Genomic DNA, 20,559 nt, shown 5'->3' with positions numbered 1-20,559 from the left:
GTCTCCATTTGTGTGAAAAGGGCATGGTCGATTTTTCGATAATATCTTTCAGTTCGCTGTCGAAATAAAACATGCTCCACAACATAGAACTCTGTTGAGAATAACCGAATTTTTTTGCGATAGCAGCGAGGGTTCTGTTGGAAGGGCGCCGATGGGATGGCAGTCGCAACCGAGATCCAGGCGATCAGAGTTAAGGCCGCACAACCCGATCGCTACAAAAATACTTGCGAAACGGCGTCAAATGCAGAATCGGCCGCCCACAACTTTCCACAAATCCACACGGATGCTGCCGGGGCAGTGTCACGAAGGCGCGAAAAGTACTTGATGCACGGGTTTTTGCCGCTAGGATTTATCCAATTAAAAACAAAAGGGAGAAGGAAATGTTGGAATTTTCGAAAGTGGTGTCAACCGCTGCATTTATTGCAGGTCTGACCCTTGCTGGCGCGGCTGCTGCGGATTGTGAACGCGGGTCTCTGGATGATCGATTCTGCGACATCGATGGCGATCTGATCGCGGATATCCCAACCGATGCCAGTGAACTGGTTGACCCGGATACATTGATTTTCACCTACACCCCGGTCGAAGACCCTGCGGTCTATGTGTCGGTCTGGGCTGAGTTCATGGACCATCTGGCCGCAAAGACCGGCAAGAAGGTTCAGTTTTTCCCAGTGCAGTCCAATGCCGCCCAGATTGAGGCGATGCGCTCGGGGCGTTTGCACATTGCTGGCTTTAACACCGGTTCAAACCCGCTGGCAGTGAACTGTGCGGGCTTCCGTCCTTTCACCATCATGGCCTCGCTGGACGGTCATTTTGGCTATGAGATGGAAATCCTGACCTATCCGGGTTCGGGCATTGAAAAGGTCGAGGACATCAAAGGGGGGCAGCTGGCCTTTACCTCGCCGACCTCTAACTCGGGTTTCAAGGCCCCCAGCGCCATCCTCAAGGGTGATTATGACATGATCCCGGACCGGGATTTTGAGCCGGTATATTCGGGCAAGCACGACAACTCGATCATGGGCGTGGCCAATCAGGACTATATGGCGGCCTCAATCGCCAATTCGGTGTTGCACCGGATGATCAGCCGCGGCGAGTTGAAGGCGGAAGATGTGGTTTCGATCTACAAATCGCAGACATTCCCGACCACCGGCTTTGGCACCGCGCACAACCTGACACCCGAATTGCAGGCGGCGATTCAAGATGCCTTCTTTAGCTTCGAGTGGGACGGCACCGCGTTGCAGGAAGAGTTCGAGAAATCCAATGAGGGTCAGTTCCTGCATATGAACTATAAAGAGTTCTGGGATGTGATCCGCAAGATCGATACTGCCAATGGCGTCAGCTATTCTTGCAGCTAAAGTATTCGAAAACTGATATTGGCGCGTCCCGACCCATCGGGGCGCCCTCCTTTTTGCCTAGGGTGAGGCCCAGATGCTGCGTCTAGATAAACTAACTAAAATCTACAAAACCGGTGACAAGGCGTTGAATGCCGTCGATCTGGAAGTGCCCAAGGGCCAGGTGCTGGCACTGATTGGCCCATCCGGGGCCGGAAAATCGACCCTGATCCGCTGTATCAACCGATTGGTCGAACCGACCTCGGGCACGGTGCGGCTGGGCGATGTCGAACTCACCGGGCTGGGGCTTGGCGGATTGCGCAAGGAACGCCGCCGCATGGGGATGATCTTTCAGGAATACGCGCTGGTTGAACGGCTGACAGTGATGGAAAACGTACTGTCCGGCCGACTGGGCTATGTCGGGTTCTGGCGCAGTTTCCTGCGCAAATTTCCGCAAAGCGATGTGGACGAGGCCTTTCGTCTGCTGGACCGGGTTGGACTGGTCGACATGGCCGACAAGCGGGCTGATGAGCTGTCAGGCGGCCAGCGCCAGCGGGTTGGCATCTGCCGCGCGCTGATCCAAAATCCCTCGGTGCTGCTGGTGGATGAACCCACGGCCTCGCTGGATCCAAAAACCTCGCGCCAGATCATGCGGTTGATTGTCGAGCTTTGCGAGGAACGTGAATTGGCGGCCATTGTGAACATTCACGACGTGGCGCTGGCGCAGATGTTCGTGTCGCGGATTGTGGGGCTGAAGCTGGGCACCATGGTGTTTGATGGGTCGCCAACAGATCTGACCGAAGAAGTGCTGACGCGGATTTATGGCGACGAAGACTGGTCCGAGACCATTCAGAACGTCGACGAAGATGAAGATGAAGAAGTGGATGCCGCACAATGAGCGCAGCACTGGATGAGCGGCTGGGAAAGCCGTGGAAAAAACCACCCCTTATCAGCTCGCCTGCGCTGCGCTGGACGCTGCTCATCGGGACGGTGATCTATTTGATTCTGGCGATGAATTCGATCGAAGTGAACTGGTCGCGGGTCTATCGCGGGCTGGACCGGGGCTGGCAATTTGTCGTCGCCTTTGCCAACCCGGATTTCACCTCGCGGGCTGCTGAAATCAAGGATGGCATGATCGAAAGCGCGGTGATGGCGCTGACCTCCACCGTGGTTGGCATCGCCATTTCCATCCCCATTGGTCTGGGCGCGGCGCGCAATATCTCGATCCTGCCGGTCTATCTGGTCTGTCGCTCAATTGTCGCGGTGTCCCGCGCGCTGAACGAGATCGTGGTGGCGATCCTGCTGGTGGCAATCTTTGGCTTTGGACCGCTGGCGGGTTTCCTGACCCTTAGCTTTGCCACCATCGGTTTTCTGTCGAAACTGCTGGCCGAAGAAATTGAGGACATGGACAAGGTGCAGGCCGAGGCGGTGCGCGCCACCGGTGCCTCTTGGTTGCAGCGTTATATCTATGGCATCCACCCTCAGGTCGTGCCGCGGCTGATTGGATTGTCGATCTATCGGCTGGATATCAATTTCCGCGAAAGTGCTGTGCTGGGGATTGTCGGTGCCGGTGGTATCGGCGCCACCCTGAACACGGCGTTTGACCGCTACGAATTTGACACCGCAGCGGCAATCCTGCTGGTGATCATCGCCGTTGTCATGGTGCTCGAGTACCTGTCCGGCATTATCCGCGCGAGGGTTCAGTAATGGCTATTTCTACAATTGATGGCCAGAAGGTCTGGCAACGCCGTGATCGCAATACCCAGCTGAGAACCTGGGCGCTCTGGTTGGTCGGCACTGCCATTTTCATGTGGTGCTGGCAGCAGATATCGGCGGCCACCACCTGGCCGTTTTTCTGGGATGCGCCGCGCATTGCTGCCGATATCGGTGGCCGCGCCCTACCGCCGCGCTGGTCTTATATGGACAAGCTGTGGGCGCCGCTGTGGGATACCTTGAATATCGCTACTCTGGGCACGGTGATGGCGCTGATGATGGCGGTGCCGGTGGCGTTCATGGCGGCGCGCAACACCACCCCGTCGGCACTGTTTGTGCGTCCCATCGCGCTGCTGATCATTGTCTCTAGCCGGTCCATCAACTCGCTGATCTGGGCGCTGTTGCTGGTCAAGATCCTGGGCCCCGGGGTGTTCGCTGGATTGATTGCCATTTCGATCCGCTCGATCGGCTTTTGTGCAAAACTGCTGTACGAGGCGATAGAGGAGATCGACGAAGCCCAGGTTGAGGCGATCACCGCAACCGGCGCCAGTCGCTGGCAGGTGATGGCCTATGGCATCGTGCCGCAGATCATGCCCGCCTTTGCTGGCATTGCGGTGTTTCGCTGGGACATCAACCTGCGTGAATCCACGGTTCTGGGGCTGGTCGGGGCTGGCGGTATTGGCTTGCAGTTGCAGGGCTCTCTCAACACCCTGGCCTGGCCGCAGGTCAGTCTGATCCTGCTGGTGATCCTGCTGGCGGTGGTGGTCAGCGAATGGGTCTCGGCCAAGGTCCGTGGCGCGATTATCTGACGCATCACCTTTTTAGGCTTGCGGTTCCGGCCCCGGCATAATTGTCTGGGGCCGGACGTGAGATGATTGAGGAGGGTGCCTGATGGCGCGAATAGTATTTGACCTTGACGGAACGCTGATCGACAGCGCTCCAGATATTCATGGCATTGCCAACAAGGTGCTAGAGCAAGAGCGCTGCGAGGGTATCTCCCTTGCGCAGACACATGATTTTATCGGTAACGGTGCGGCGGTGTTTGTGAGCAAAATGCGCGCGGCGCGTGGCATTGGCGACAGTGAGCAGGCGCGTTTATACACCGACTTTGTAGCCCGCTATGACGATGCGGTTACGCTGACATTGCCCTATTCTGGGGTATTGGCGGCGCTGGACAAGCTGAAGGCCAGCGGTCACCGTTTGGGAATTTGCACTAATAAGCCGATCAGCCCCTGTCGCGCGGTACTGGCGCACCTAAAAATGGACCATTACTTTGATACCATGTGGGGCGGGGACAGCCTAGCGGTGCACAAACCGGACCCGGCGCCTTTACACGCCGCCTTTGCCGCGCTGGGCGACGGGCCGCAGTTATATGTCGGTGATAGCGATGTGGACGCCGAGACCGGTCAGCGGGCCGGGGTGCCGTTCTTGCTGTATACCGAGGGTTATCGAAAATTCCCGGTCGAACAGATGCCGCATACCGTAGCATTTAGCGACTTTGCCGAGCTGCCGAGGCTTGTTCACGAATTGCTTGTCGCAGCCTGAGCCGTAAAAACCCTTGAGCAGATAGATTGTCCGCTCAAGGGTTTTTTATGGGGTTTGATCAGCGCGTCAACTGGCTGGCGGCGCGGGCCAGTTCTTCGATCTTGCCCCATTCGCCATTGTTCATCAGATCGCGCGGCGCAACCCAGCTGCCACCGGCGCAGATCACGTTGGACAAGGACAGGTAGGTGGTGACATTGGACGGGCTGATGCCACCGGTTGGGCAGAACGAGATCTGCGGTAGTGGGGCGCCGATGGCCTTTAGCGCAGGAGCCCCGCCTGAGGCCTCGGCAGGGAAGAATTTCAGCATGTCATAGCCACGTTCCAGCAGGTGCATGGCCTCGCTTGCGGTGGCGACACCGGGCAGTATCGGCAAGCCGATATCTTCGCAGGCATCCAGCAGGGTGTCGGTGGCCCCGGGGGAGACACCGAATTTCGCACCGGCCTCAACTGCGGCGGCGACGTCTTCCGGGGTGATCAAGGTGCCAGCCCCAACAACGCCGCCCTCGACCTTTGCCATCTCGCGGATCACATCCAAGGCGGCAGGGGTGCGCAGGGTGACTTCTAATGCGGGCAGGCCACCGCGCACCAGGGCTTCGGCCAGGGGGCGGGCATGGGCAATGTCATGCACCACCAGCACCGGAATGATAGGCGCCATCTGGCAGATTTCGCGGTTGCGCGCACTGGCGGCTTGGGGGGAAATGGACATGCTTTAAACTCCAAATACACTGGCGCCAGTGTCGGCTGATCCGACGGCCTGGCGGAAAGGGGAAAACAGCTCGCGTCCCATGCCAAAGCCATTGGCTGACAGGTCGGCAGTGGCGGGTTCGCGGTCGGTGACCCCGGCGGTCATGATGTCGAGCGTTCCGGCTATTGCATCAACACGCAGGATATCACCGTCCTGAATATAGGCGATCGGGCCGCCGTCCAGCGCCTCGGGAACCACATGGATGGCGGCGGGGATTTTACCGCTGGCGCCAGACATGCGGCCATCGGTGACCAGCGCCACCTTATGCCCGCGACCCTGCAGGATCGACAGCATTGGCGTCAGGCTGTGCAGCTCGGGCATGCCATTGGCCTTGGGGCCTTGGAAGCGGATCACGATAATGACATCGCTGGTGAATTCACCTGCCTTGAAGGCGTCTTTGGCTTCATTCTGATCGTGGAAGACACGGACGGGGGCTTCGACGATACGGTGTTCCTCGGCGACGGCCGAGACCTTCATCACGCCAGTGCCCAGCGAACCCGTCAGGCGGCTTAGCCCGCCAGTTGGCTGGAAGGGATTAGAGGCTGGACGCACAATTTTTTCGTTCAGGCTTTTGTCGGTGCCTTTGCGCCAGGTCAGGCCCTCGTCGCTGAGGAAGGGTTCGGTGGTATAGTTGTGCAGCCCGTCACCGGCGACGGTTTTGGTGTCCGGGTGCAGCAGGCCAGCCGAGAGCATCTCACCAATCATATAGCCCAGACCACCCGCCGCGTGAAAATGGTTCACGTCCGCCAGACCATTTGGATATACGCGGGCCAGCAGCGGCACCACCTCGGAGAGGTCAGAAAAGTCCTGCCAGTCCAGAATAATGCCACCCGCACGGGCCATGGCGATCAGGTGGATCAGCAGATTGGTCGAGCCGCCAGTGGCCATCAGACCGGCAATGCCATTGGCAAAGGCCTTTTCGTCCAGAATATCGCAGACCGGAGTGTAGTCATTGCCCAGGGCGCTCAGGGACAGCGCCCGACAGCCGCCTTCTTTGGTCAGCGCATCGCGCAACGGGGTGTTTGGATTGATAAAGCTGGAGCCGGGCAGGTGCAGCCCCATGAACTCCATCAGCATCTGATTGGTGTTGGCGGTGCCGTAGAAGGTACAGGTGCCTGGCCCGTGATAGGCGGCCATTTCGGCCTTTAGCAGTTCTTCGCGGCTAACTTCGCCCAGGGCAAATTTCTGCCGGATCTTGGCCTTGTCGTCATTGGCCAAGCCGCTGGTCATCGGACCCGCAGGCAGGAACACGGCGGGCAGGTGGCCAAACACCTGGGCGCCGATCACCAGACCCGGTACGATCTTATCACAGACCCCGAGAAAAACCGCCGCGTCAAAGGTGTTGTGGCTGAGCGCAATCGCTGTGGCCATCGCAATGGCATCCCGCGAAAACAGGCTCAGCTCCATGCCGGCCTCCCCCTGAGTGACGCCATCACACATGGCAGGAACTCCGCCGGCAACCTGCGCGGTGCCGCCAACCTCGCGCACTGCATCGCGGACCAGCTGCGGGTAGGTTTCAAACGGTTGATGGGCTGACAGCATATCGTTGTAGGCGGTGACAATGCCAAGGTGACCCGCCGATGCCTCGGCCAGGGCGGCCTGATCTGGCCCCGCGGCGGCATAGGCATGTGCCTGTCCGCTACAGGTCAAATGGGCCCGCGCCGGGCCTTTGCGTTGCGCCGCGCGCATCCGCTCCAGATAGGCCTGTCGGCTGGGGGCGCTGCGGCTGATGATGCGTTTGGTTACCGAGGCCAGGGTGGTATTCAGGGTCATTTGGTGCCGCTTTTCTGTTGGGTGCCTTGGGTCGTCATTTGCCGATACTGCGCCAGCTGCGTGCGTCGCGATGAAGCAGCCGCAGAGAATCTTCGGGGCCTGAGCTGCCAATGTCATAAGGGTGCGGAGCATGGCGGCTGCCGTCCCAGCCTGCGATGATGGGATCGGCCCAGGCCCAGGCGGCCTCGACTTCGTCACCGCGCATGAACAGGGTCTGGTTGCCGCGGATCACATCCATGATCAGCCGTTCATAGGCATCCTGTGGACGTTCATCATGGGGCAGGCTGTCGGCAAAGGTCATGTCCAGCGCCGCCTGGGTCAGGCGCATGCCGCCGGGGCCGGGATCCTTGATGGTGGTATGCAGGGTAATGCCTTCGTCAGGCTGCAACCGGATCACCAGCACATTGCCCTTGGCCGGTTCGCTACCCTGAAAGATATTATGCGGAGGATCCCGGAAGAACACGGCGATTTCCGACGCGCGCTCGCGCAGGCATTTGCCGGTGCGCAGATAGAACGGGGTGCCCGCCCAACGCCAGTTGGCAACCTGCACTTTCATCGCAATAAAGCTTTCGGTCTCGCTGTCCGGATTTCCCGCATGATCACGGTAGCTGCCCTGACCATCATGGCCACGGTATTGGCCGCGGGCGATGTCCGAGTTCTCCACCGGCTCCAGCGCCTCGATCACCTTGACCTTTTCGTTGCGCACCGCGTCTGGAGTGAATTTTCCCGGAGGCTCCATTGCGGTCAGGCACAGTAACTGCATCAGGTGGTTCTGCACCATATCGCGCATCGCGCCCGAGCGGTCATAGTATTCGCCGCGCCCCTCAACCCCGATGGTTTCAGCGACGGTGATCTGCACATGATCAATGTGGGAGGAGTTCCACAGCGGCTCAAACAGCGAATTGGCAAAGCGCAGCGCCATCAGGTTCTGCACGGTTTCCTTGCCTAAGTAGTGGTCGATCCGGTAAATCTGGCTTTCCTCAAAATTGGCCCGCAGCGCCTTGTTCAACGCCTGAGCGCTGGCCAGATCGTGACCAAAGGGTTTTTCCACCACAATGCGGCTGTCATCGGTTGCAATGCCGGTGCTGCGCAGGCGGCTTGCAATGTCGCCAAAAAGCCCGGGCGCCACCGACAGATAGAAGGCACGCACCACATCAGGGCGCATGTGTCTGGCCAGTTCATCCCAGCCGCGATCACCTTTGGCATCAATGGCAACATAGTCCAGCAGCGTGACAAAGGCGGCGATGTCTTTGTCGTTGACCTCGTCCTGCTGGCCGAACTCGCGAACCGCCGATGCCACTTTTTCGCGAAAACTGTCCACGTCCATATCACTGCGCGAGGCGCCGATAATGCGCGAGTTGTCGCAGAGCTGGCCCAGTTGGAACCGATGGAACAGACTGGGCAGGATTTTGCGGCGGGCAAGATCGCCGGTCGCTCCAAAAAGCACCAGATCAAAGGATTGGACGGGTATGACTCGGGAAACCATTGTTATCTCTGCCGTATATAGCTGGGGTTAGGTTTGTGTGGCGGGGCGGGGCGTCAGTTTCGACAGCAATCCGCAGGTCGAGCCGTCTTTGCTGTCGGCGGGCGCACCTTCGACCATTGGCAGCAGCGCGACAGCGAGCTCTTTGCCCAGTTCGACGCCCCATTGATCAAATGGGTTAAGCCCCCAGATCATGCCTTCGGTGAACACGCGGTGCTCATACAGGGCGATGATCTGGCCCAGCACAAACGGGGTCAGTTTGGGGTAGGCGATGGTGACCGACGGGCGGTTGCCGGGAAAGCTGAGATGCGCCGCCATGCGCTGCTGTTCGGCGCCATCAAGGCCACGTTTGGCGGCGACGTCGCGGGCCTCGGCCAAGGATCGTCCCCGCATCAGTGCCTCGGATTGGGCCAGGCAGTTGGCCTTTAGCAGGTTGTGGTGATGCTGCAGTTCAGGTTCATGCGCTTCGGCGGCAATCAGGAACTCGGCCGGGACAACCGCGGTGCCCTGATGCAGCAGCTGGTAAAACGCATGCTGGCCATTGGTGCCGGGCTCGCCCCAGACCACCGGCCCCGAGGCGCGGGGCAGGGGGCTGCCGTCCTGTGCGACCCGCTTGCCGTTGCTCTCCATATCCAGCTGTTGCAGATAGGCGGGCAGGCGTTGCAGGTGCTGATCATAGGGCAGGATGGCCCGGCTGCCATAGCCACAGATGTTATTGTGCCAAATACCGACAAGCCCCAGCAGAACCGGTAAGTTCTGGTGCAGCGGGGCGTTTTGGAAATGGCTGTCCATGGCATCGGCGCCGCGCAGGAACGCTTGGAAATTCTCGGTGCCAATGGCCAGCAGGATGGGCAGGCCAACTGGCCCCCACAGGGAATAGCGCCCGCCAACCCAGTTCTCAAAGCCAAACACCCGTTCAGGGGCAATCCCCAGCGCGGCGGTCTTATCCTGCGCGGTTGACACCGCCGCCAGATGATCCGGTGCCTTGTCGCCCAAGGCTGCCTGCAACCAGACCAGCGCCGTTTCGGCATTGGTCATGGTCTCAATGGTAGTGAAGGTCTTGGAGGCAATGATCACCAGAGTCCGCTGTGGATCCAACCCGGCAAGGGTGTCGTGGATATGGGCGCCATCAATGTTAGAGACAAAATGGCAGCGCGGCCCATCGTGATAGGGCGCCAAAGCCAGCGTCGCCATCGCCGGACCAAGATCAGAACCGCCAATGCCGATGTTGATGACATCGGTGAAACGCCCGCCATCTACCGCCGCGAAGTCTCCGCTGCGAACGGCTTCGGCAAAATGCTGCATCTGCTGCCGGATGGCGCGGATTTCCGGCAACACATCGGCTCCGTCAACTTGAATTGGGGTGTCTGCCTGCGCCCGCAGCGCAGTGTGCAGCACCGCACGGCCCTCGGTGCTGTTGATCGCATCTCCGCGGAACATCGCGGCGATCTTGGCGTCCAGACCCTCGGCTTGGGCAAGGCGAACCAAAAGGTCCATCGCCATTGCATCCAAGCTGGTCTTGGAGAAATCGAGCAGCAACCCGTCCGTCTCAGCCGAATAGCTGTCAAAGCGGCTGGTGTCTTTGAATAGCGACAGTATCGGAGTATCCGCCGTTTGGCTGCGATGGGTTTCCAGTTGCTGCCAAATATCGCTCATAGTTTTACCCTTTATGCTGCTCGGCAGACCGCTTGAGGCCGATTAGGCCCATCAAGTTAGCGCTAACGCACCCGTTAGCGTCATGCTAATGGACCCATTGCTATCCAGAGTAAACAGTTTGATGCTGTTTCATTAAACAGAGGGTGGAAATGCAGGTTATTTGCGCAAAAAATGCCGTTTTGTGGTCAATCAGACCCCGGTTGCGGCATTATACACGCTGCCCCTCGGAATCAAAAGTCAGACACTTCGAATCATCGACGTCGATGGTAACCTGATCGCCGATTGCAATATCGTATTGCCCAAATTGCCGCGAGGTGAACGACAAGCCGTCGCCCAGATCGATCAGAATATTGGTGTCTCCGCCCAGTTTTTCCACGTGAGCCACGGTGCCCGGAAGGCGGCCATCTTTGGTGATCCTTGCATATTCGGGGCGAATGCCGATCTGGGTGCCGGTGGTGCCGCCCAACTGTTCGGCCGGAACAAAGTTCATCGAGGGCGAGCCGATGAACTCCGCGACAAAGCGGTTGGCTGGGTTGTTGTAGATCTCCATCGGCGAGCCGACCTGTTCCACCTTTCCGTCCCGCAGCACCACGATCTTGTCGGCCAATGTCATCGCCTCGACCTGATCATGGGTGACGTAGATCATGCAGGTGCCAAGCTGGCGGTGCAGCCGGGCGATCTCTAGCCGGGTGTTCATGCGCAGGGCGGCATCCAGGTTCGACAGGGGTTCGTCGAACAGGAACAGATCCGGCTCGCGCACCACCGCCCGGCCAATAGCGACCCGCTGACGCTGACCGCCCGACAGTTCCGAGGGGCGCCGGTCCAGGTAGTCGCCCATCGACAGCATCCGGCTGGCCTCAGCGACCCGCTCGGCAATCCTGTCTTTGGGCATACGCGCCTGTTTCAGCGCCAGCGCCATGTTGTCGCGAACCGTCAGATGCGGGTAGAGCGCATAAGACTGGAACACCATGGCGATGCCACGTTTGGCGGGGGGCACGTCGTTGACCAGGTTGCCACTGATCTCGACTTCGCCCGAACTGGCTTCCTCCAGCCCGGAAATCACCCGCAACAGGGTCGATTTCCCGCAGCCCGAGGGGCCAACAAAGACCACAAATTCGCCTTCCTCAACTGTCAGGTTGATGTCTTTCAGCACCTCGACCTGGCCAAAGGACTTGCAGACATTGCTAAGTTTGAGAGCGGTCATGATCAGGATCCAGTCAGGTCAACGGGGCGGCCGGAGCGAATGCTCTGGTCGGCAGCCAAACAGATTTGCAGCGACGACACCGCGTCGCTCATATGGCGGGTCAGATCGATGTCCTCGACAATGGCGCGCAGCACATAGGCCTGCTCGGCGTCGCAGAGCTGCTGGTGGCCCGGCTCATCCGGCAGCTCGATCAGCTGATCTCCCGCAGGCCGATGCACCAGCAGCGCCCCAACGGCGGTGTGACCGTCCACATCATCAGACCCGGCTTTGTCTTTTTCGGTGATAGACACCGAGCCATTGGGCGAGATCACGTCTTTTACAAAGAACGCGGTTTCCGACATCATCGGTCCCCAGCCGGCCTCGTACCAGGCCAGTGAGCCATCGTCGAACACCACCTGAAACTGGCCATAGTTATACATGTCCTCGGCGATCTCGTCCGACAGGCGCACCCCCATACCGTTGACCCGCAGCGGTTTGGCATCGGTGATCTGGCACATCACATCGACGTAATGCACGCCGCAATCGACGATCGGAGAGGTGGTCTGCATCAGCGCCTTGTGGGTCTCCCAGGTGGCGCCGCTGGATTGCTGGTTCAGGTTCATCCGAAACACAAAAGGCCCGCCCAGGCCACGCGCCTCTTCGATCAACCGCATCCACGACGGATGGTGGCGCAGGATATATCCAACCACCAGTTTGCGGTTCAGTTCAGTGGCCTTGGCGGTCACCCGCTGGGCATCGCTGAGCGTGGTGGCCAAAGGTTTTTCGACAAAAACATCCGCACCGGCCTGCATCGCCGCGATGGCGTAATCTGCGTGGCTGTCGGAATATGTGGCGATCACCACAAGGTCAGGTTTGACCTCGGCCAACGCGGTCTGGAAATCGCTGAACAGCGGATAGCCCTGTAGATCGGGGTGGCTGATCACGCCGGACCGATTGACCAGTCCGACAATCTGCGCCTCGGGGTGATGGTGGTGGGCCAGTGCATGGGAGAGCCCCATATTGCCAAGGCCAGCGATTAAAACACGGATCATTTCACAGCTCCTGATGTGATGCCCCGGATCAGCTGGCGTGAGAAGATCACATAGAGGATCATCACCGGCAGGATCGCCATCGACAGCGCCGACAGCACCGCGTTCCAGTCGGTGACAAACTGGCCAATGAACACCTGGCTGCCCAGGGTCAGGGTCTTGGTTTCCTCGGCCGGGGCCAGGATCAGCGGGAACCACAGATCATTCCAGATCGGGATCATGTTGAACACCGCCACTGTTGCCATCGCCGGGCGCACCAGCGGCAATACCAGCCTGAAAAAGATGGTGTACTCCGACAATCCGTCAATGCGGCCGGCGTTTTTCAGGTCATCCGAGACCTGGCGCATGAACTCGGACAGGATAAACACCGCCAGCGGCAGCCCCTGCGCGGTATAGACCAGGATCAGCGCCCACAGCGTGTTTACCAGCCCGCTGGCGACCATCATTTCAAGAATGGCGACGGTGCCGATGCGGATCGGGATCATGATCCCCAGCGCCAGATACAGCCCCAGCAGCAAATTGCCCTTGAACCGATACTCGGCCAGCGCAAAGGCGGCCATGGCGCCAAACAGCAGCACAAAGAACAGAGTGGCGACAGTGACGATCATCGAGTTCTGGAAGTAGAGGAAGAAATCCCCCTGCTTCATCACCGTCTGATAGCCGATCAGGGTAAAGGTATCGCCATCGGGCAGCGCCAATGGGTCGCGAAAAATAGCTTTGCGGGTCTTGAAGCTGTTGATCAGGATCACAAATACCGGGAACAGCGCAATGGCGGTATAGGTCAGCAGCGCGACATGCACGGCAATGCTGTTGAACGGGTTGGCGCGGGCGTTGGACATCCATGGCCTCCTTAAAACTGATAGCGGCGTAGCCGGGTCTGGATACCAAACAGGTAGATGCAGACGCCGATCAGGATGATGCCAAACATGCCGCTGGCGATGGCCGATCCCATATGCGGATCCCCCAGTTGCAGCTGGAAGCCAAAGAAGGTGCGATACATGAAGGTACCCAGAATATCGGTCGAGAAGGCCGGCCCTGCCAGCGCGCCCTGGGTGGTGTAGATCAGATCAAAGGCGTTGAAGTTGCCGACAAAGGTCAGGATCGAGATAATGCCGATCGACGGCAGGATCAGCGGCAGTTTGATCTTCCAGAAGGCCGAGAACCCGGTGATACCATCGACTTCGCCGGCCTCCAGCACCTCTTCGGGGATCGACAGCAGGGCGGCATAGATCAGCATCATCGGGATGCCGACAAATTGCCAGACCGAGATCAGCGCCAGGGTGGTCAGCGCGTATTCTTCTTTGCCCAGATAGGGCGCAAAAAGCCACTTCAGCCCCACTGCTTTCAGCATGTCCGGGGTGATGCCCCAGATCGGTGACAGGATCAGTTTCCAGGCAAAGCCGACGATCACAAAGGACAGGATGGTGGGCACAAAAATGGCGGTGCGATAGATCGCGGCAAAGCGCAGGCGCGGATGGCTGAGGATGGCGGCAAGGGCAATGCCAATCGGGTTCTGCACGATCATATGGACGAAGAAGAACCACATATTGTTGCCCAGGGCATTCCAGAACTGCCCCGACCAATGGGGATTGCCAAACAGGGTGCGGAAGTTATCCAGCCCGACAAAGTGGCGCACCTGATCGACCTCGGTGTACAGCGCTAGCCGCAATGTATTGAACAGCGGGAAGATCATGATGGCAGTATAGACCAGCACGGCAGGCGCCAAGAATACAACGATGTGCCATTTGATGCCTGTTTTCTTCATGCCAGCCTCTTCCTATTGAATGTTCCGGGCCAACAGAGGGCCCGGAACTTTGATACGTGAGTGGTGTTACTTCTGTGGCGCGTACCAGCTGGCCAGGCCGTCCTGCAGCTCCATGCCAAGATCGCTGGCTGATTTGCTGCCTTTGATAGCCGCCACGGATGCGCCCCAGGTCTCGTTTTCCAGATTCGGAGTGCCGCGTGACAGAACCTGATAGGTTGAGCGGATGGTGGATTCACATTCGCCGCGCCAGCTGACGAATTCCTGTGCCAGCGGATCTTCCATCGCCACATCGTGGTTGGACAGCGAGAAGAAGCCCGGCAGCGCGTTGGCGTAGATCGAGGCAAACTCGGATGTGCCCATCCAGTTGAGGAAGGTCTTGGCGGCCTCGGCATTGGGGGATGCAGCATTCATGCCCAGTGCAATGTCGGTGTGATCCGAGATGTAGCAGGTGTCACCGGCGTTCATCACTGGCGGCTTGAAGGCCCCCATGGCAAAATCGGCCTGGGCGTTAAAACCGGTGATCTCCCAGCTGCCGGCCGGATAGATCGCGGCGCGACCCAGGGTAAAGATGTTCTGGCTGTCAGGGTAGGTCTGTGCCTCATAGCCGTCGCCCAGATACTCACCCCATTTGGCCAGCGCCTCATAGGGGGCAACCCACTGCGGATCGGTCAGCTTTTGATCGCCAGCGATCAGCGCCAGACGGCCTTCTTCGCCCTTCCAGTAGTTGGGGCCAATGTTGTTATAACCCATAGTGGCGGCTTCCCACTGGTCATTGGTGCCCATCGCCATCGGGATATAGTTGCCGTCGGCCTTGATGGTCTCAAGTGCGGCAAAGAACTCGGCTTCGGTTTCCGGAACCTCAAGGCCCAACTCGGCAAAGGCATCTTTGTTGTAGATAAAGCCGTGGATCACCGAGGCCATCGGCATACAGAATGAGGCGGCGGCGTCGTCGGTCTGCCAGGCTGATTTGGCAACGTCCGAGAAGTTCGACATGCCGTCTAGGTCCGAGAGGTCGGCAAGGTGGCCGGCGTCATACAGCGCCAGTGAGGCATCAAAGGGGCGACAGGTGATCAGATCGCCGGCGCTGCCCGCATCCAGTTTTGAGTTCAGCACAGCGTTATATTCCGCCGGGGCCGAGGGGGTGAATTTGACTTTGATATCAGGGTTGGCGGCTTCAAAGGCAGGAATGATCTTGTCCTGCCAAAGGATCAGGTCGTCATTGCGCCAGCTCTCAATCGTTAGCGTGACTTCGGCAGCAGCAGCGCCACCCAAAATGGTCGAGCCCAGAAGTGCCAGGCTGAGTAGTTTCCGGTTCATGTCTTTCTCCCTTAATAATCGTTTTTTGGCTTTATGGCCATTTTTATAGGTGCCGCATGGCGGCACGCAGGTCTCCGTTGCTCTGCTCAATGAGTTTATTTGCGTGTTGAATGGATGTGGCTCCGGCTGCCAGCAGAACGGCGGCTTTGGCCGCACCATCTGCTTGCTGCAAACAGTCTCGCGCAGTGGCGTCAGAAACGCCGGTAATGCGGGTAACAATTCCAACTGCGCGCGCGCGCAGTTTTTCGTTGTCGGCCACCAGATTGACCATCATGCCATCGAACACATGGCCCAGGCGGATGCCGGTCAGGGTCGATATCATATTCAGGGCGACCTTTTGGGCCGTGGCTGCCCCCAGTCGGGTCGAGCCGGCAATCAACTCCGGCGGAGTGTCCAGGTGAATGGCGACATCGGCCAGCGCAAACAACGGCGCGTCGGCGTTGTTGGCGATGGATATAATGGCCGCGCCGCGATCGCGCGCTGCTTGCGCAAAGCGCAGAGGGTAGGCGGTGGAACCGCTGGCGGAAATGGCAATGACCACGTCCTGCGCCCGCACGGTCTCGGCGGCAACCCGTGCGGCGGCGGCATCATCTTCGGTGTATCCCGGCATGTCGCCATTCATCGGCACGCCGCCAGCCATATGGATCATGATGCGATCAGCCTTCAGGCCAAAGGTGCCGGGAATTTCAGCGCCATCGGCCAATCCCATCAGGGCGGATGAGCCGGCCGCGACATAGTGGATGCGGCCCCCCTTGCGAATGGATCTGACCAGCAGTTCGCTGGCAGAGGCGAGCGCGGGGAGGGCGCTGGTCATGGCGCCAAGTGCCGCCTGCTGGGCGCGCAGCAGCTGCGATAGAATTTCAGCGTCCGCACGCAGGTCCAGCCCGGCAGCGTCACCGTGCAGTGTCTCTGTTTGCGGCGATGCTGTCGCAGCCATGTGATTCTCCCTCCCAGGTTGGGTTTAGTAAATACCTATGCAATACCTTTTGTCCACCATTTATTCGGCGGCATCGGTTTCTGGCTTGGTTTGGGTGATATTTGGCTTGGTTTCGACGATAATCGGAAAATTGGCTTTGGTGCGGCTCTTTTATTTCGCTCAAAGGTATTGTATAGGTATTTTATGAGCGATTCACTGCATAGGCCCTATATTGCCATTGATGGCGGCGGCACCTCGTGCCGGTTTGCGCTGAATGCGCCGGGGGGAATGGTGACTGTCCGGCGCGGCAGTGCCAATGTTTTCTCCGCACCTGATGCGGCGATAGAGACGTTGACCTCCGGGCTTGCTGAGCTGGCCGCGCAGGCTGGTCTCAATATGGCACAACTGGCTGACATCCCGCTTTATGCGGGGCTGGCCGGGGTGACGGATGCGGGTTCGGCGCGATTGGTGGCTGACAAGTTACCCTGTCGCCATGTTCAGATCGAAGATGATCGCCGGGCTGCGGTGGTCGGTGCTTTGGGTCTGCGGTCCGGCTGTTTGATCGGGATTGGCACCGGCTCTTTCTTGGCGCGTCAATGCGGCGAGACCGTTGCCTTTGTCGGCGGCTATGGCGCTGTGCTGGGGGATCAGGCTTCGGCCGGTTGGCTGGGCAAAGAGCTGTTGCTCCGGGCGCTGCTGGTGCTGGACGGGGTGGAGGGTAGCAGCGATCTGGTTGAGGCTTGTCTGGGTGAATTCCAGCATGATGCGGCCCAGATCGTGCGGTTTACAGTTGCGGCCCAGCCCGCCGACTATGGCGTTTATGCGCCGCAGGTGGTGCGGGCGGCAAAGTCCGGTGATGCCGCCGGGCGTATCCTGATGGCCGCCGGGGCGGATTATATCTGCAAGGCGCTGGTGGCGCTGGGCCGTCAGCCGGGGGAGTGCCTGTGTGCGATCGGTGGCGTTGCTGCGCATTACGTTGATTTCCTGCCGCCGGAAATTTCATCCGGCATGATGGCCCCTCAGGGCGAGGCGCTGGATGGTGCGTTGGAATTGGCGCGTCGCTTTGCGATGCAGATCTGGCAGGAACAGATATGACCGCTGATGACCTCTTTAAACCCGGAGAGTGGCTGGATGACGTGACTGGCCCTCGTTATGTGCGGCTGCGCTCAAGGATCGAGGCGGCCATTCAGGATGGGTTATTACCCAAAGGCGCGCCCCTGCCGGCCGAGCGTGAGATCGCAAGCCTGACCGGTTTGTCGCGCGTCACGGTGCGTCGCGCGATGCAGGATCTGGTGGATCGCGGCATCGTTGTTCAGCGCCAGGGCTCTGGCAGTTTTGTCTCAGACGCGCCGCCAAAGGTTGAACAATCCCTGTCCCTGCTGACCTCCTTTACCGAGGACATGGTGCGGCGCGGCTTGAGTTCCTCCAGTGAGTGGTTGGGGCGTGGAATTCATATGCCATCGCCCGAAGAGGAAATGGTGCTGGCCCTGTCGCCGGGTGAATCGGTTGCCAGGGTGGAGCGACTACGCCGGGCTGATAACCGGCCTATGGCGATCGAGAGGGCCTCGTTGCCGGTGGATATCCTGCCCAATCCGCTGCAGGTGGAAACCTCTTTGTATAAGGTGCTGGAGGCCAGCGGCAACCGTCCGGTGCGCGCCCTGCAACGGATTTCGGCGATAAATCTGGGGGGCGAGGATGCCAAGTTGTTGGGGGTAGAACCCGGCGCGGCCGGCCTGCGCATCGCGCGCACCTCGTATCTGCCCAACCGCCGGGTGGTCGAGTTCACCCGCTCTATCTATCGCGGCGATGCTTATGATTTTGTGGCTGAGTTGCGGCTGGCCGACCAATAGGACCTGACAGTATGACCCAGAACACCAAAATGCGCCGCGAAATTGATGAAATCCCAGAGGCCGTAGACCGGCTGCTCACCCTGGGCGCAGCGGATATCGCTCGGGTTGCTGCTGTGGCCAGGGAGCTGGACCCGGCGTTTCTCACGACCGTTGCACGCGGATCCTCGGACCATGTATGCACCTATGTGAAATATGCGTCGGAACTGTTGCTGGGGGTGCCGGTTGCTTCGGTCGGGCCGTCGGTTGCCTCGGTCTATGACGCTCGCCTCAACCTGAACCGCGGCCTTAGTCTGGCGGTGTCGCAGTCGGGGCAGAGCCCGGATATTGTGGCCATGACGCGCAGCGCCGGGCGCGATGGTGCCCTGACTGTTGCACTGACCAATGATGCGACCTCGCCGCTGGCCAGGCTCAGCGCCCAGTCCATTGATATCCAGGCCGGACCCGAGCTGAGTGTTGCCGCCACCAAGACATTTGTGACCTCGGCGGTTGCCGGGCTGTGGTTGCTGGCCGAATGGAAACAAGACGCAGAACTGCTGGCGGCGATCCGGGCGCTGCCAGGGCAGTTGGCCTCTGCCGCAAGGATCAACTGGCCCGAGGTGCGGGACGCCATCGGCGGGCAGCAATCGCTGTTCACTTTGGGACGGGGACCTGTTGTTGCGGTGTCCAACGAAGCGGCGTTGAAGTTCAAGGAGACCTGCCAGTTGCACGCGGAAAGCTATTCTTCGGCTGAGGTGCTGCACGGGCCGGTGTCGATCGTTGGGCCAGGGTTTCCGGTGCTGGGGTTTGCTGCGGGGGACGGCGCCGAAAGCGCGCTTGCAGAGGTCGCCGATCAAATTGCCAGTAAGGGCGCGCGGGTTTTTGCCACCACCGCCAAGGTGCAGGGCGCCACCTGCATTGACCATATCCGCAGTGATCATGGGCTGACCGACCCGCTGCCGCTGATCGTTTCGTTTTACTCGATGGTCGAGGCCTTAGCCACATCGCGCGGGGTCGATCCCGATGCGCCACGGCATCTGAAGAAAGTGACGGAAACGGTATGAAGAAGCAGCTGACCGCACTGAAGGGAGCATCGATACTGGAGGGCGGGCAGTTCTGCCGGGATAAAGTGCTGCTACTGCGCGGGGCGCGGCTGGAGGGCATCGTCTCGGATCAGCAGGTGCCCCCCGAGGCCGTTGAAATTGATCTGGCTGGCGGCTATCTGGTGCCCGGATTTGTCGATCTTCAGGTCAATGGTGGCGGCGGGGTGATGCTGAACGATACCCAGGATTTGGCTACTCTGCGGACAATTGCGCAGGCCCATGCCGCAATCGGCGCCACCTCTATTCTGCCAACCCTGATCACCGATACTCCCGGACATGTGCAAGCTGCCATCAGGGCGGTCGAGGCGGCGCTGGCCGCCGACGTACCGGGGATTCTGGGCCTGCATCTGGAGGGGCCGCATTTGTCCAAGGCCCGTAAGGGCGCCCATGATGCAGCCTTGATCCGCCCGATGAGCGATACCGATTTGGAGCTGTTGTTGCAGGCCGCGTCGCGGCTGCCTGTCTTGAAGATTACCGTTGCCCCTGAAACCGTCACCAATGCCCAGATTGCGACCCTGAGCGGTGCCGGTGTTCTGGTGTCGCTGGGGCATACAGAGGCAGATTTTGACACCTGCGCGGCCGCGGCCAAGGCCGGCGCCCGCTGTGTCACTCATCTGTTCAACGCCCAAAGCCAGATCACTGGACGCGAGCCCGGTACCGTTGGTGCGGCGCTTGCCTTGGGTGGGTTATCTGCCGGTCTGATTGCCGATGGGATCCATGTGCATCCTGCCAGTATGTCTCTGGCGTTACAGGCAAAATGCGGACCGGGGCAGATTTTTCTGGTCAGCGATGCTATGGCCACTGCCGGGTCGGAGATCGAGAGTTTCAGCCTGAACGGGCGCCAGATACACCGCAGCGGCAACCGGCTGAGCCTTGCTGATGGCACTCTGGCCGGGGCCCATCTGGAGCTGGCAAGTGCTGTGGGCAATCTAGTTGAAATGTGCGGGCTCTCTTTGGAGCAGGCTCTGGCTATGGCCGGTGAGGTTCCCGCTGCGCTGATTGGAGCGGCACATCTGGGCTCTCTGGCCGCGGGGCGGCAGGCAGATGTGCTGCACTTGAACGCGGCACTGCAGATCCAAACGGTTTGGCAGCGCGGCTGCCCGGTCTGATTTGTGCGGCTCTGCCATCGTGGGGAGGGCAAGCAGGTGGTTTTAGCG

19 protein-coding genes are annotated in these 20,559 nt (G+C 59.6%); 9 read left to right on the top strand and 10 right to left on the bottom strand.

Going from position 1 to position 20,559, the window contains the following annotated elements:
* The first annotated feature begins 380 nt into the window (after window positions 1-380).
* The 5 genes from phnD to gph all read left to right on the top strand — a co-directional run bounded on the left by phnD (window position 381) and on the right by gph (window position 4,586).
* Window positions 381-1,352 (top strand): phosphate/phosphite/phosphonate ABC transporter substrate-binding protein, encoded by a 972-nt coding sequence (phnD, locus tag QPJ95_RS03855; RefSeq protein WP_270919076.1) that lies wholly within the window; start codon window positions 381-383, stop codon window positions 1,350-1,352.
* A 73-nt stretch (window positions 1,353-1,425) separates the two neighbouring features.
* Window positions 1,426-2,226, top strand: a complete 801-nt coding sequence (gene phnC, locus QPJ95_RS03850; RefSeq protein WP_270919077.1) for a phosphonate ABC transporter ATP-binding protein — start codon at window positions 1,426-1,428, stop codon at window positions 2,224-2,226.
* Window positions 2,223-3,035 (top strand): phosphonate ABC transporter, permease protein PhnE, encoded by an 813-nt coding sequence (gene phnE, locus QPJ95_RS03845; RefSeq protein WP_270919078.1) that lies wholly within the window; start codon window positions 2,223-2,225, stop codon window positions 3,033-3,035. The genes phnC and phnE (QPJ95_RS03845) overlap by 4 nt, the downstream gene beginning before the upstream one ends.
* A complete protein-coding gene (gene phnE, locus QPJ95_RS03840; protein WP_270919079.1) occupies window positions 3,035-3,850 on the top strand; it encodes a phosphonate ABC transporter, permease protein PhnE in 816 nt (271 codons plus the stop codon). The genes phnE (QPJ95_RS03845) and phnE (QPJ95_RS03840) overlap by 1 nt, the downstream gene beginning before the upstream one ends.
* Window positions 3,851-3,932: 82 nt before the next feature.
* Window positions 3,933-4,586, top strand: coding sequence for a phosphoglycolate phosphatase (gene gph / locus QPJ95_RS03835; protein ID WP_270919080.1), 654 nt, complete (start codon window positions 3,933-3,935; stop codon window positions 4,584-4,586).
* Between the two features lie 58 nt (window positions 4,587-4,644).
* On the opposite strand, the gene QPJ95_RS03830 is transcribed toward gph, so the two are convergent.
* The 10 genes from QPJ95_RS03830 to QPJ95_RS03785 all read right to left on the bottom strand — a co-directional run bounded on the left by QPJ95_RS03830 (window position 4,645) and on the right by QPJ95_RS03785 (window position 16,494).
* Window positions 4,645-5,292 carry a bifunctional 4-hydroxy-2-oxoglutarate aldolase/2-dehydro-3-deoxy-phosphogluconate aldolase gene (locus QPJ95_RS03830; RefSeq protein WP_270919081.1) on the bottom strand — a complete coding sequence of 216 codons (648 nt, stop codon included), beginning with the start codon at window positions 5,290-5,292 and terminating at the stop codon, window positions 4,645-4,647.
* 3 nt (window positions 5,293-5,295) lie between these two features.
* A complete protein-coding gene (gene edd, locus QPJ95_RS03825; protein ID WP_270919082.1) occupies window positions 5,296-7,104 on the bottom strand; it encodes a phosphogluconate dehydratase in 1,809 nt (602 codons plus the stop codon).
* Window positions 7,105-7,138: 34 nt separating this feature from the next.
* Entirely contained in the window at window positions 7,139-8,590 is a 1,452-nt protein-coding gene (gene zwf, locus QPJ95_RS03820) for a glucose-6-phosphate dehydrogenase (RefSeq protein ID WP_270919083.1), read from the bottom strand.
* 27 nt (window positions 8,591-8,617) lie between these two features.
* The gene (gene pgi, locus QPJ95_RS03815; protein WP_270919084.1) at window positions 8,618-10,243 is read right to left on the bottom strand and encodes a glucose-6-phosphate isomerase; all 1,626 of its coding nucleotides are present in this window, start codon (window positions 10,241-10,243) and stop codon (window positions 8,618-8,620) included.
* Window positions 10,244-10,451: 208 nt separating this feature from the next.
* Window positions 10,452-11,447, bottom strand: coding sequence for an ABC transporter ATP-binding protein (locus QPJ95_RS03810; RefSeq protein WP_270919085.1), 996 nt, complete (start codon window positions 11,445-11,447; stop codon window positions 10,452-10,454).
* A 2-nt stretch (window positions 11,448-11,449) separates the two neighbouring features.
* The gene (locus QPJ95_RS03805) at window positions 11,450-12,478 is read right to left on the bottom strand and encodes a Gfo/Idh/MocA family protein (protein ID WP_270919086.1); all 1,029 of its coding nucleotides are present in this window, start codon (window positions 12,476-12,478) and stop codon (window positions 11,450-11,452) included.
* On the bottom strand, window positions 12,475-13,314 hold the full coding sequence (locus QPJ95_RS03800; RefSeq protein ID WP_270919087.1) for a carbohydrate ABC transporter permease: 840 nt from the start codon (window positions 13,312-13,314) through the stop codon (window positions 12,475-12,477). Before QPJ95_RS03800 ends, QPJ95_RS03805 begins: the two co-directional genes overlap by 4 nt.
* 11 nt (window positions 13,315-13,325) lie before the next feature.
* Window positions 13,326-14,240, bottom strand: a complete 915-nt coding sequence (locus QPJ95_RS03795) for a carbohydrate ABC transporter permease (RefSeq protein ID WP_270919088.1) — start codon at window positions 14,238-14,240, stop codon at window positions 13,326-13,328.
* A gap of 66 nt (window positions 14,241-14,306) precedes the next feature.
* A complete protein-coding gene (locus QPJ95_RS03790) occupies window positions 14,307-15,557 on the bottom strand; it encodes an ABC transporter substrate-binding protein (RefSeq protein ID WP_270919089.1) in 1,251 nt (416 codons plus the stop codon).
* Between the two features lie 43 nt (window positions 15,558-15,600).
* On the bottom strand, window positions 15,601-16,494 hold the full coding sequence (locus QPJ95_RS03785) for an N-acetylmuramic acid 6-phosphate etherase (RefSeq protein WP_270919090.1): 894 nt from the start codon (window positions 16,492-16,494) through the stop codon (window positions 15,601-15,603).
* Between the two features lie 183 nt (window positions 16,495-16,677).
* On the opposite strand from QPJ95_RS03785, the gene QPJ95_RS03780 reads away from it, so the two are divergent.
* The 4 genes from QPJ95_RS03780 to nagA are packed head-to-tail and all read left to right on the top strand — an operon-like array spanning window position 16,678 to window position 20,511.
* Window positions 16,678-17,568 (top strand): BadF/BadG/BcrA/BcrD ATPase family protein, encoded by an 891-nt coding sequence (locus QPJ95_RS03780; RefSeq protein WP_270919091.1) that lies wholly within the window; start codon window positions 16,678-16,680, stop codon window positions 17,566-17,568.
* Window positions 17,565-18,323: a GntR family transcriptional regulator gene (locus QPJ95_RS03775; RefSeq protein ID WP_270919092.1), complete on the top strand. Its 759-nt coding sequence runs from the start codon at window positions 17,565-17,567 to the stop codon at window positions 18,321-18,323. Before QPJ95_RS03780 ends, QPJ95_RS03775 begins: the two co-directional genes overlap by 4 nt.
* Before the next feature lie 11 nt (window positions 18,324-18,334).
* Complete coding sequence (locus tag QPJ95_RS03770) at window positions 18,335-19,363, top strand: SIS domain-containing protein (protein WP_270919093.1); 1,029 nt, start codon at window positions 18,335-18,337, stop codon at window positions 19,361-19,363.
* Complete coding sequence (nagA, locus tag QPJ95_RS03765) at window positions 19,360-20,511, top strand: N-acetylglucosamine-6-phosphate deacetylase (protein WP_270919094.1); 1,152 nt, start codon at window positions 19,360-19,362, stop codon at window positions 20,509-20,511. The genes QPJ95_RS03770 and nagA overlap by 4 nt, the downstream gene beginning before the upstream one ends.
* The last annotated feature ends 48 nt before the right edge of the window (window positions 20,512-20,559 follow it).

It is taken from the genome of Parasedimentitalea psychrophila, from assembly GCF_030285785.1.
Classification (GTDB): domain Bacteria; phylum Pseudomonadota; class Alphaproteobacteria; order Rhodobacterales; family Rhodobacteraceae; genus Parasedimentitalea; species Parasedimentitalea psychrophila.
This window is presented reverse-complemented; position numbering and strand designations above follow the sequence as displayed.

What these genes read in the sequence shown, in the direction of transcription:
- phnD (WP_270919076.1), top strand. Translation starts at nt 381, where the DNA reads ATGTTGGAATTTTCGAAAGTGGTGTCAACCGCTGCATTTATTGCAGGT.
- phnC (WP_270919077.1), top strand. Translation starts at nt 1,426, where the DNA reads ATGCTGCGTCTAGATAAACTAACTAAAATCTACAAAACCGGTGACAAG.
- phnE (WP_270919078.1), top strand. Translation starts at nt 2,223, where the DNA reads ATGAGCGCAGCACTGGATGAGCGGCTGGGAAAGCCGTGGAAAAAACCA.
- phnE (WP_270919079.1), top strand. Translation starts at nt 3,035, where the DNA reads ATGGCTATTTCTACAATTGATGGCCAGAAGGTCTGGCAACGCCGTGAT.
- gph (WP_270919080.1), top strand. Translation starts at nt 3,933, where the DNA reads ATGGCGCGAATAGTATTTGACCTTGACGGAACGCTGATCGACAGCGCT.
- QPJ95_RS03830 (WP_270919081.1), bottom strand. Translation starts at nt 5,292, where the DNA reads ATGTCCATTTCCCCCCAAGCCGCCAGTGCGCGCAACCGCGAAATCTGC.
- edd (WP_270919082.1), bottom strand. Translation starts at nt 7,104, where the DNA reads ATGACCCTGAATACCACCCTGGCCTCGGTAACCAAACGCATCATCAGC.
- zwf (WP_270919083.1), bottom strand. Translation starts at nt 8,590, where the DNA reads ATGGTTTCCCGAGTCATACCCGTCCAATCCTTTGATCTGGTGCTTTTT.
- pgi (WP_270919084.1), bottom strand. Translation starts at nt 10,243, where the DNA reads ATGAGCGATATTTGGCAGCAACTGGAAACCCATCGCAGCCAAACGGCG.
- QPJ95_RS03810 (WP_270919085.1), bottom strand. Translation starts at nt 11,447, where the DNA reads ATGACCGCTCTCAAACTTAGCAATGTCTGCAAGTCCTTTGGCCAGGTC.
- QPJ95_RS03805 (WP_270919086.1), bottom strand. Translation starts at nt 12,478, where the DNA reads ATGATCCGTGTTTTAATCGCTGGCCTTGGCAATATGGGGCTCTCCCAT.
- QPJ95_RS03800 (WP_270919087.1), bottom strand. Translation starts at nt 13,314, where the DNA reads ATGTCCAACGCCCGCGCCAACCCGTTCAACAGCATTGCCGTGCATGTC.
- QPJ95_RS03795 (WP_270919088.1), bottom strand. Translation starts at nt 14,240, where the DNA reads ATGAAGAAAACAGGCATCAAATGGCACATCGTTGTATTCTTGGCGCCT.
- QPJ95_RS03790 (WP_270919089.1), bottom strand. Translation starts at nt 15,557, where the DNA reads ATGAACCGGAAACTACTCAGCCTGGCACTTCTGGGCTCGACCATTTTG.
- QPJ95_RS03785 (WP_270919090.1), bottom strand. Translation starts at nt 16,494, where the DNA reads ATGGCTGCGACAGCATCGCCGCAAACAGAGACACTGCACGGTGACGCT.
- QPJ95_RS03780 (WP_270919091.1), top strand. Translation starts at nt 16,678, where the DNA reads ATGAGCGATTCACTGCATAGGCCCTATATTGCCATTGATGGCGGCGGC.
- QPJ95_RS03775 (WP_270919092.1), top strand. Translation starts at nt 17,565, where the DNA reads ATGACCGCTGATGACCTCTTTAAACCCGGAGAGTGGCTGGATGACGTG.
- QPJ95_RS03770 (WP_270919093.1), top strand. Translation starts at nt 18,335, where the DNA reads ATGACCCAGAACACCAAAATGCGCCGCGAAATTGATGAAATCCCAGAG.
- nagA (WP_270919094.1), top strand. Translation starts at nt 19,360, where the DNA reads ATGAAGAAGCAGCTGACCGCACTGAAGGGAGCATCGATACTGGAGGGC.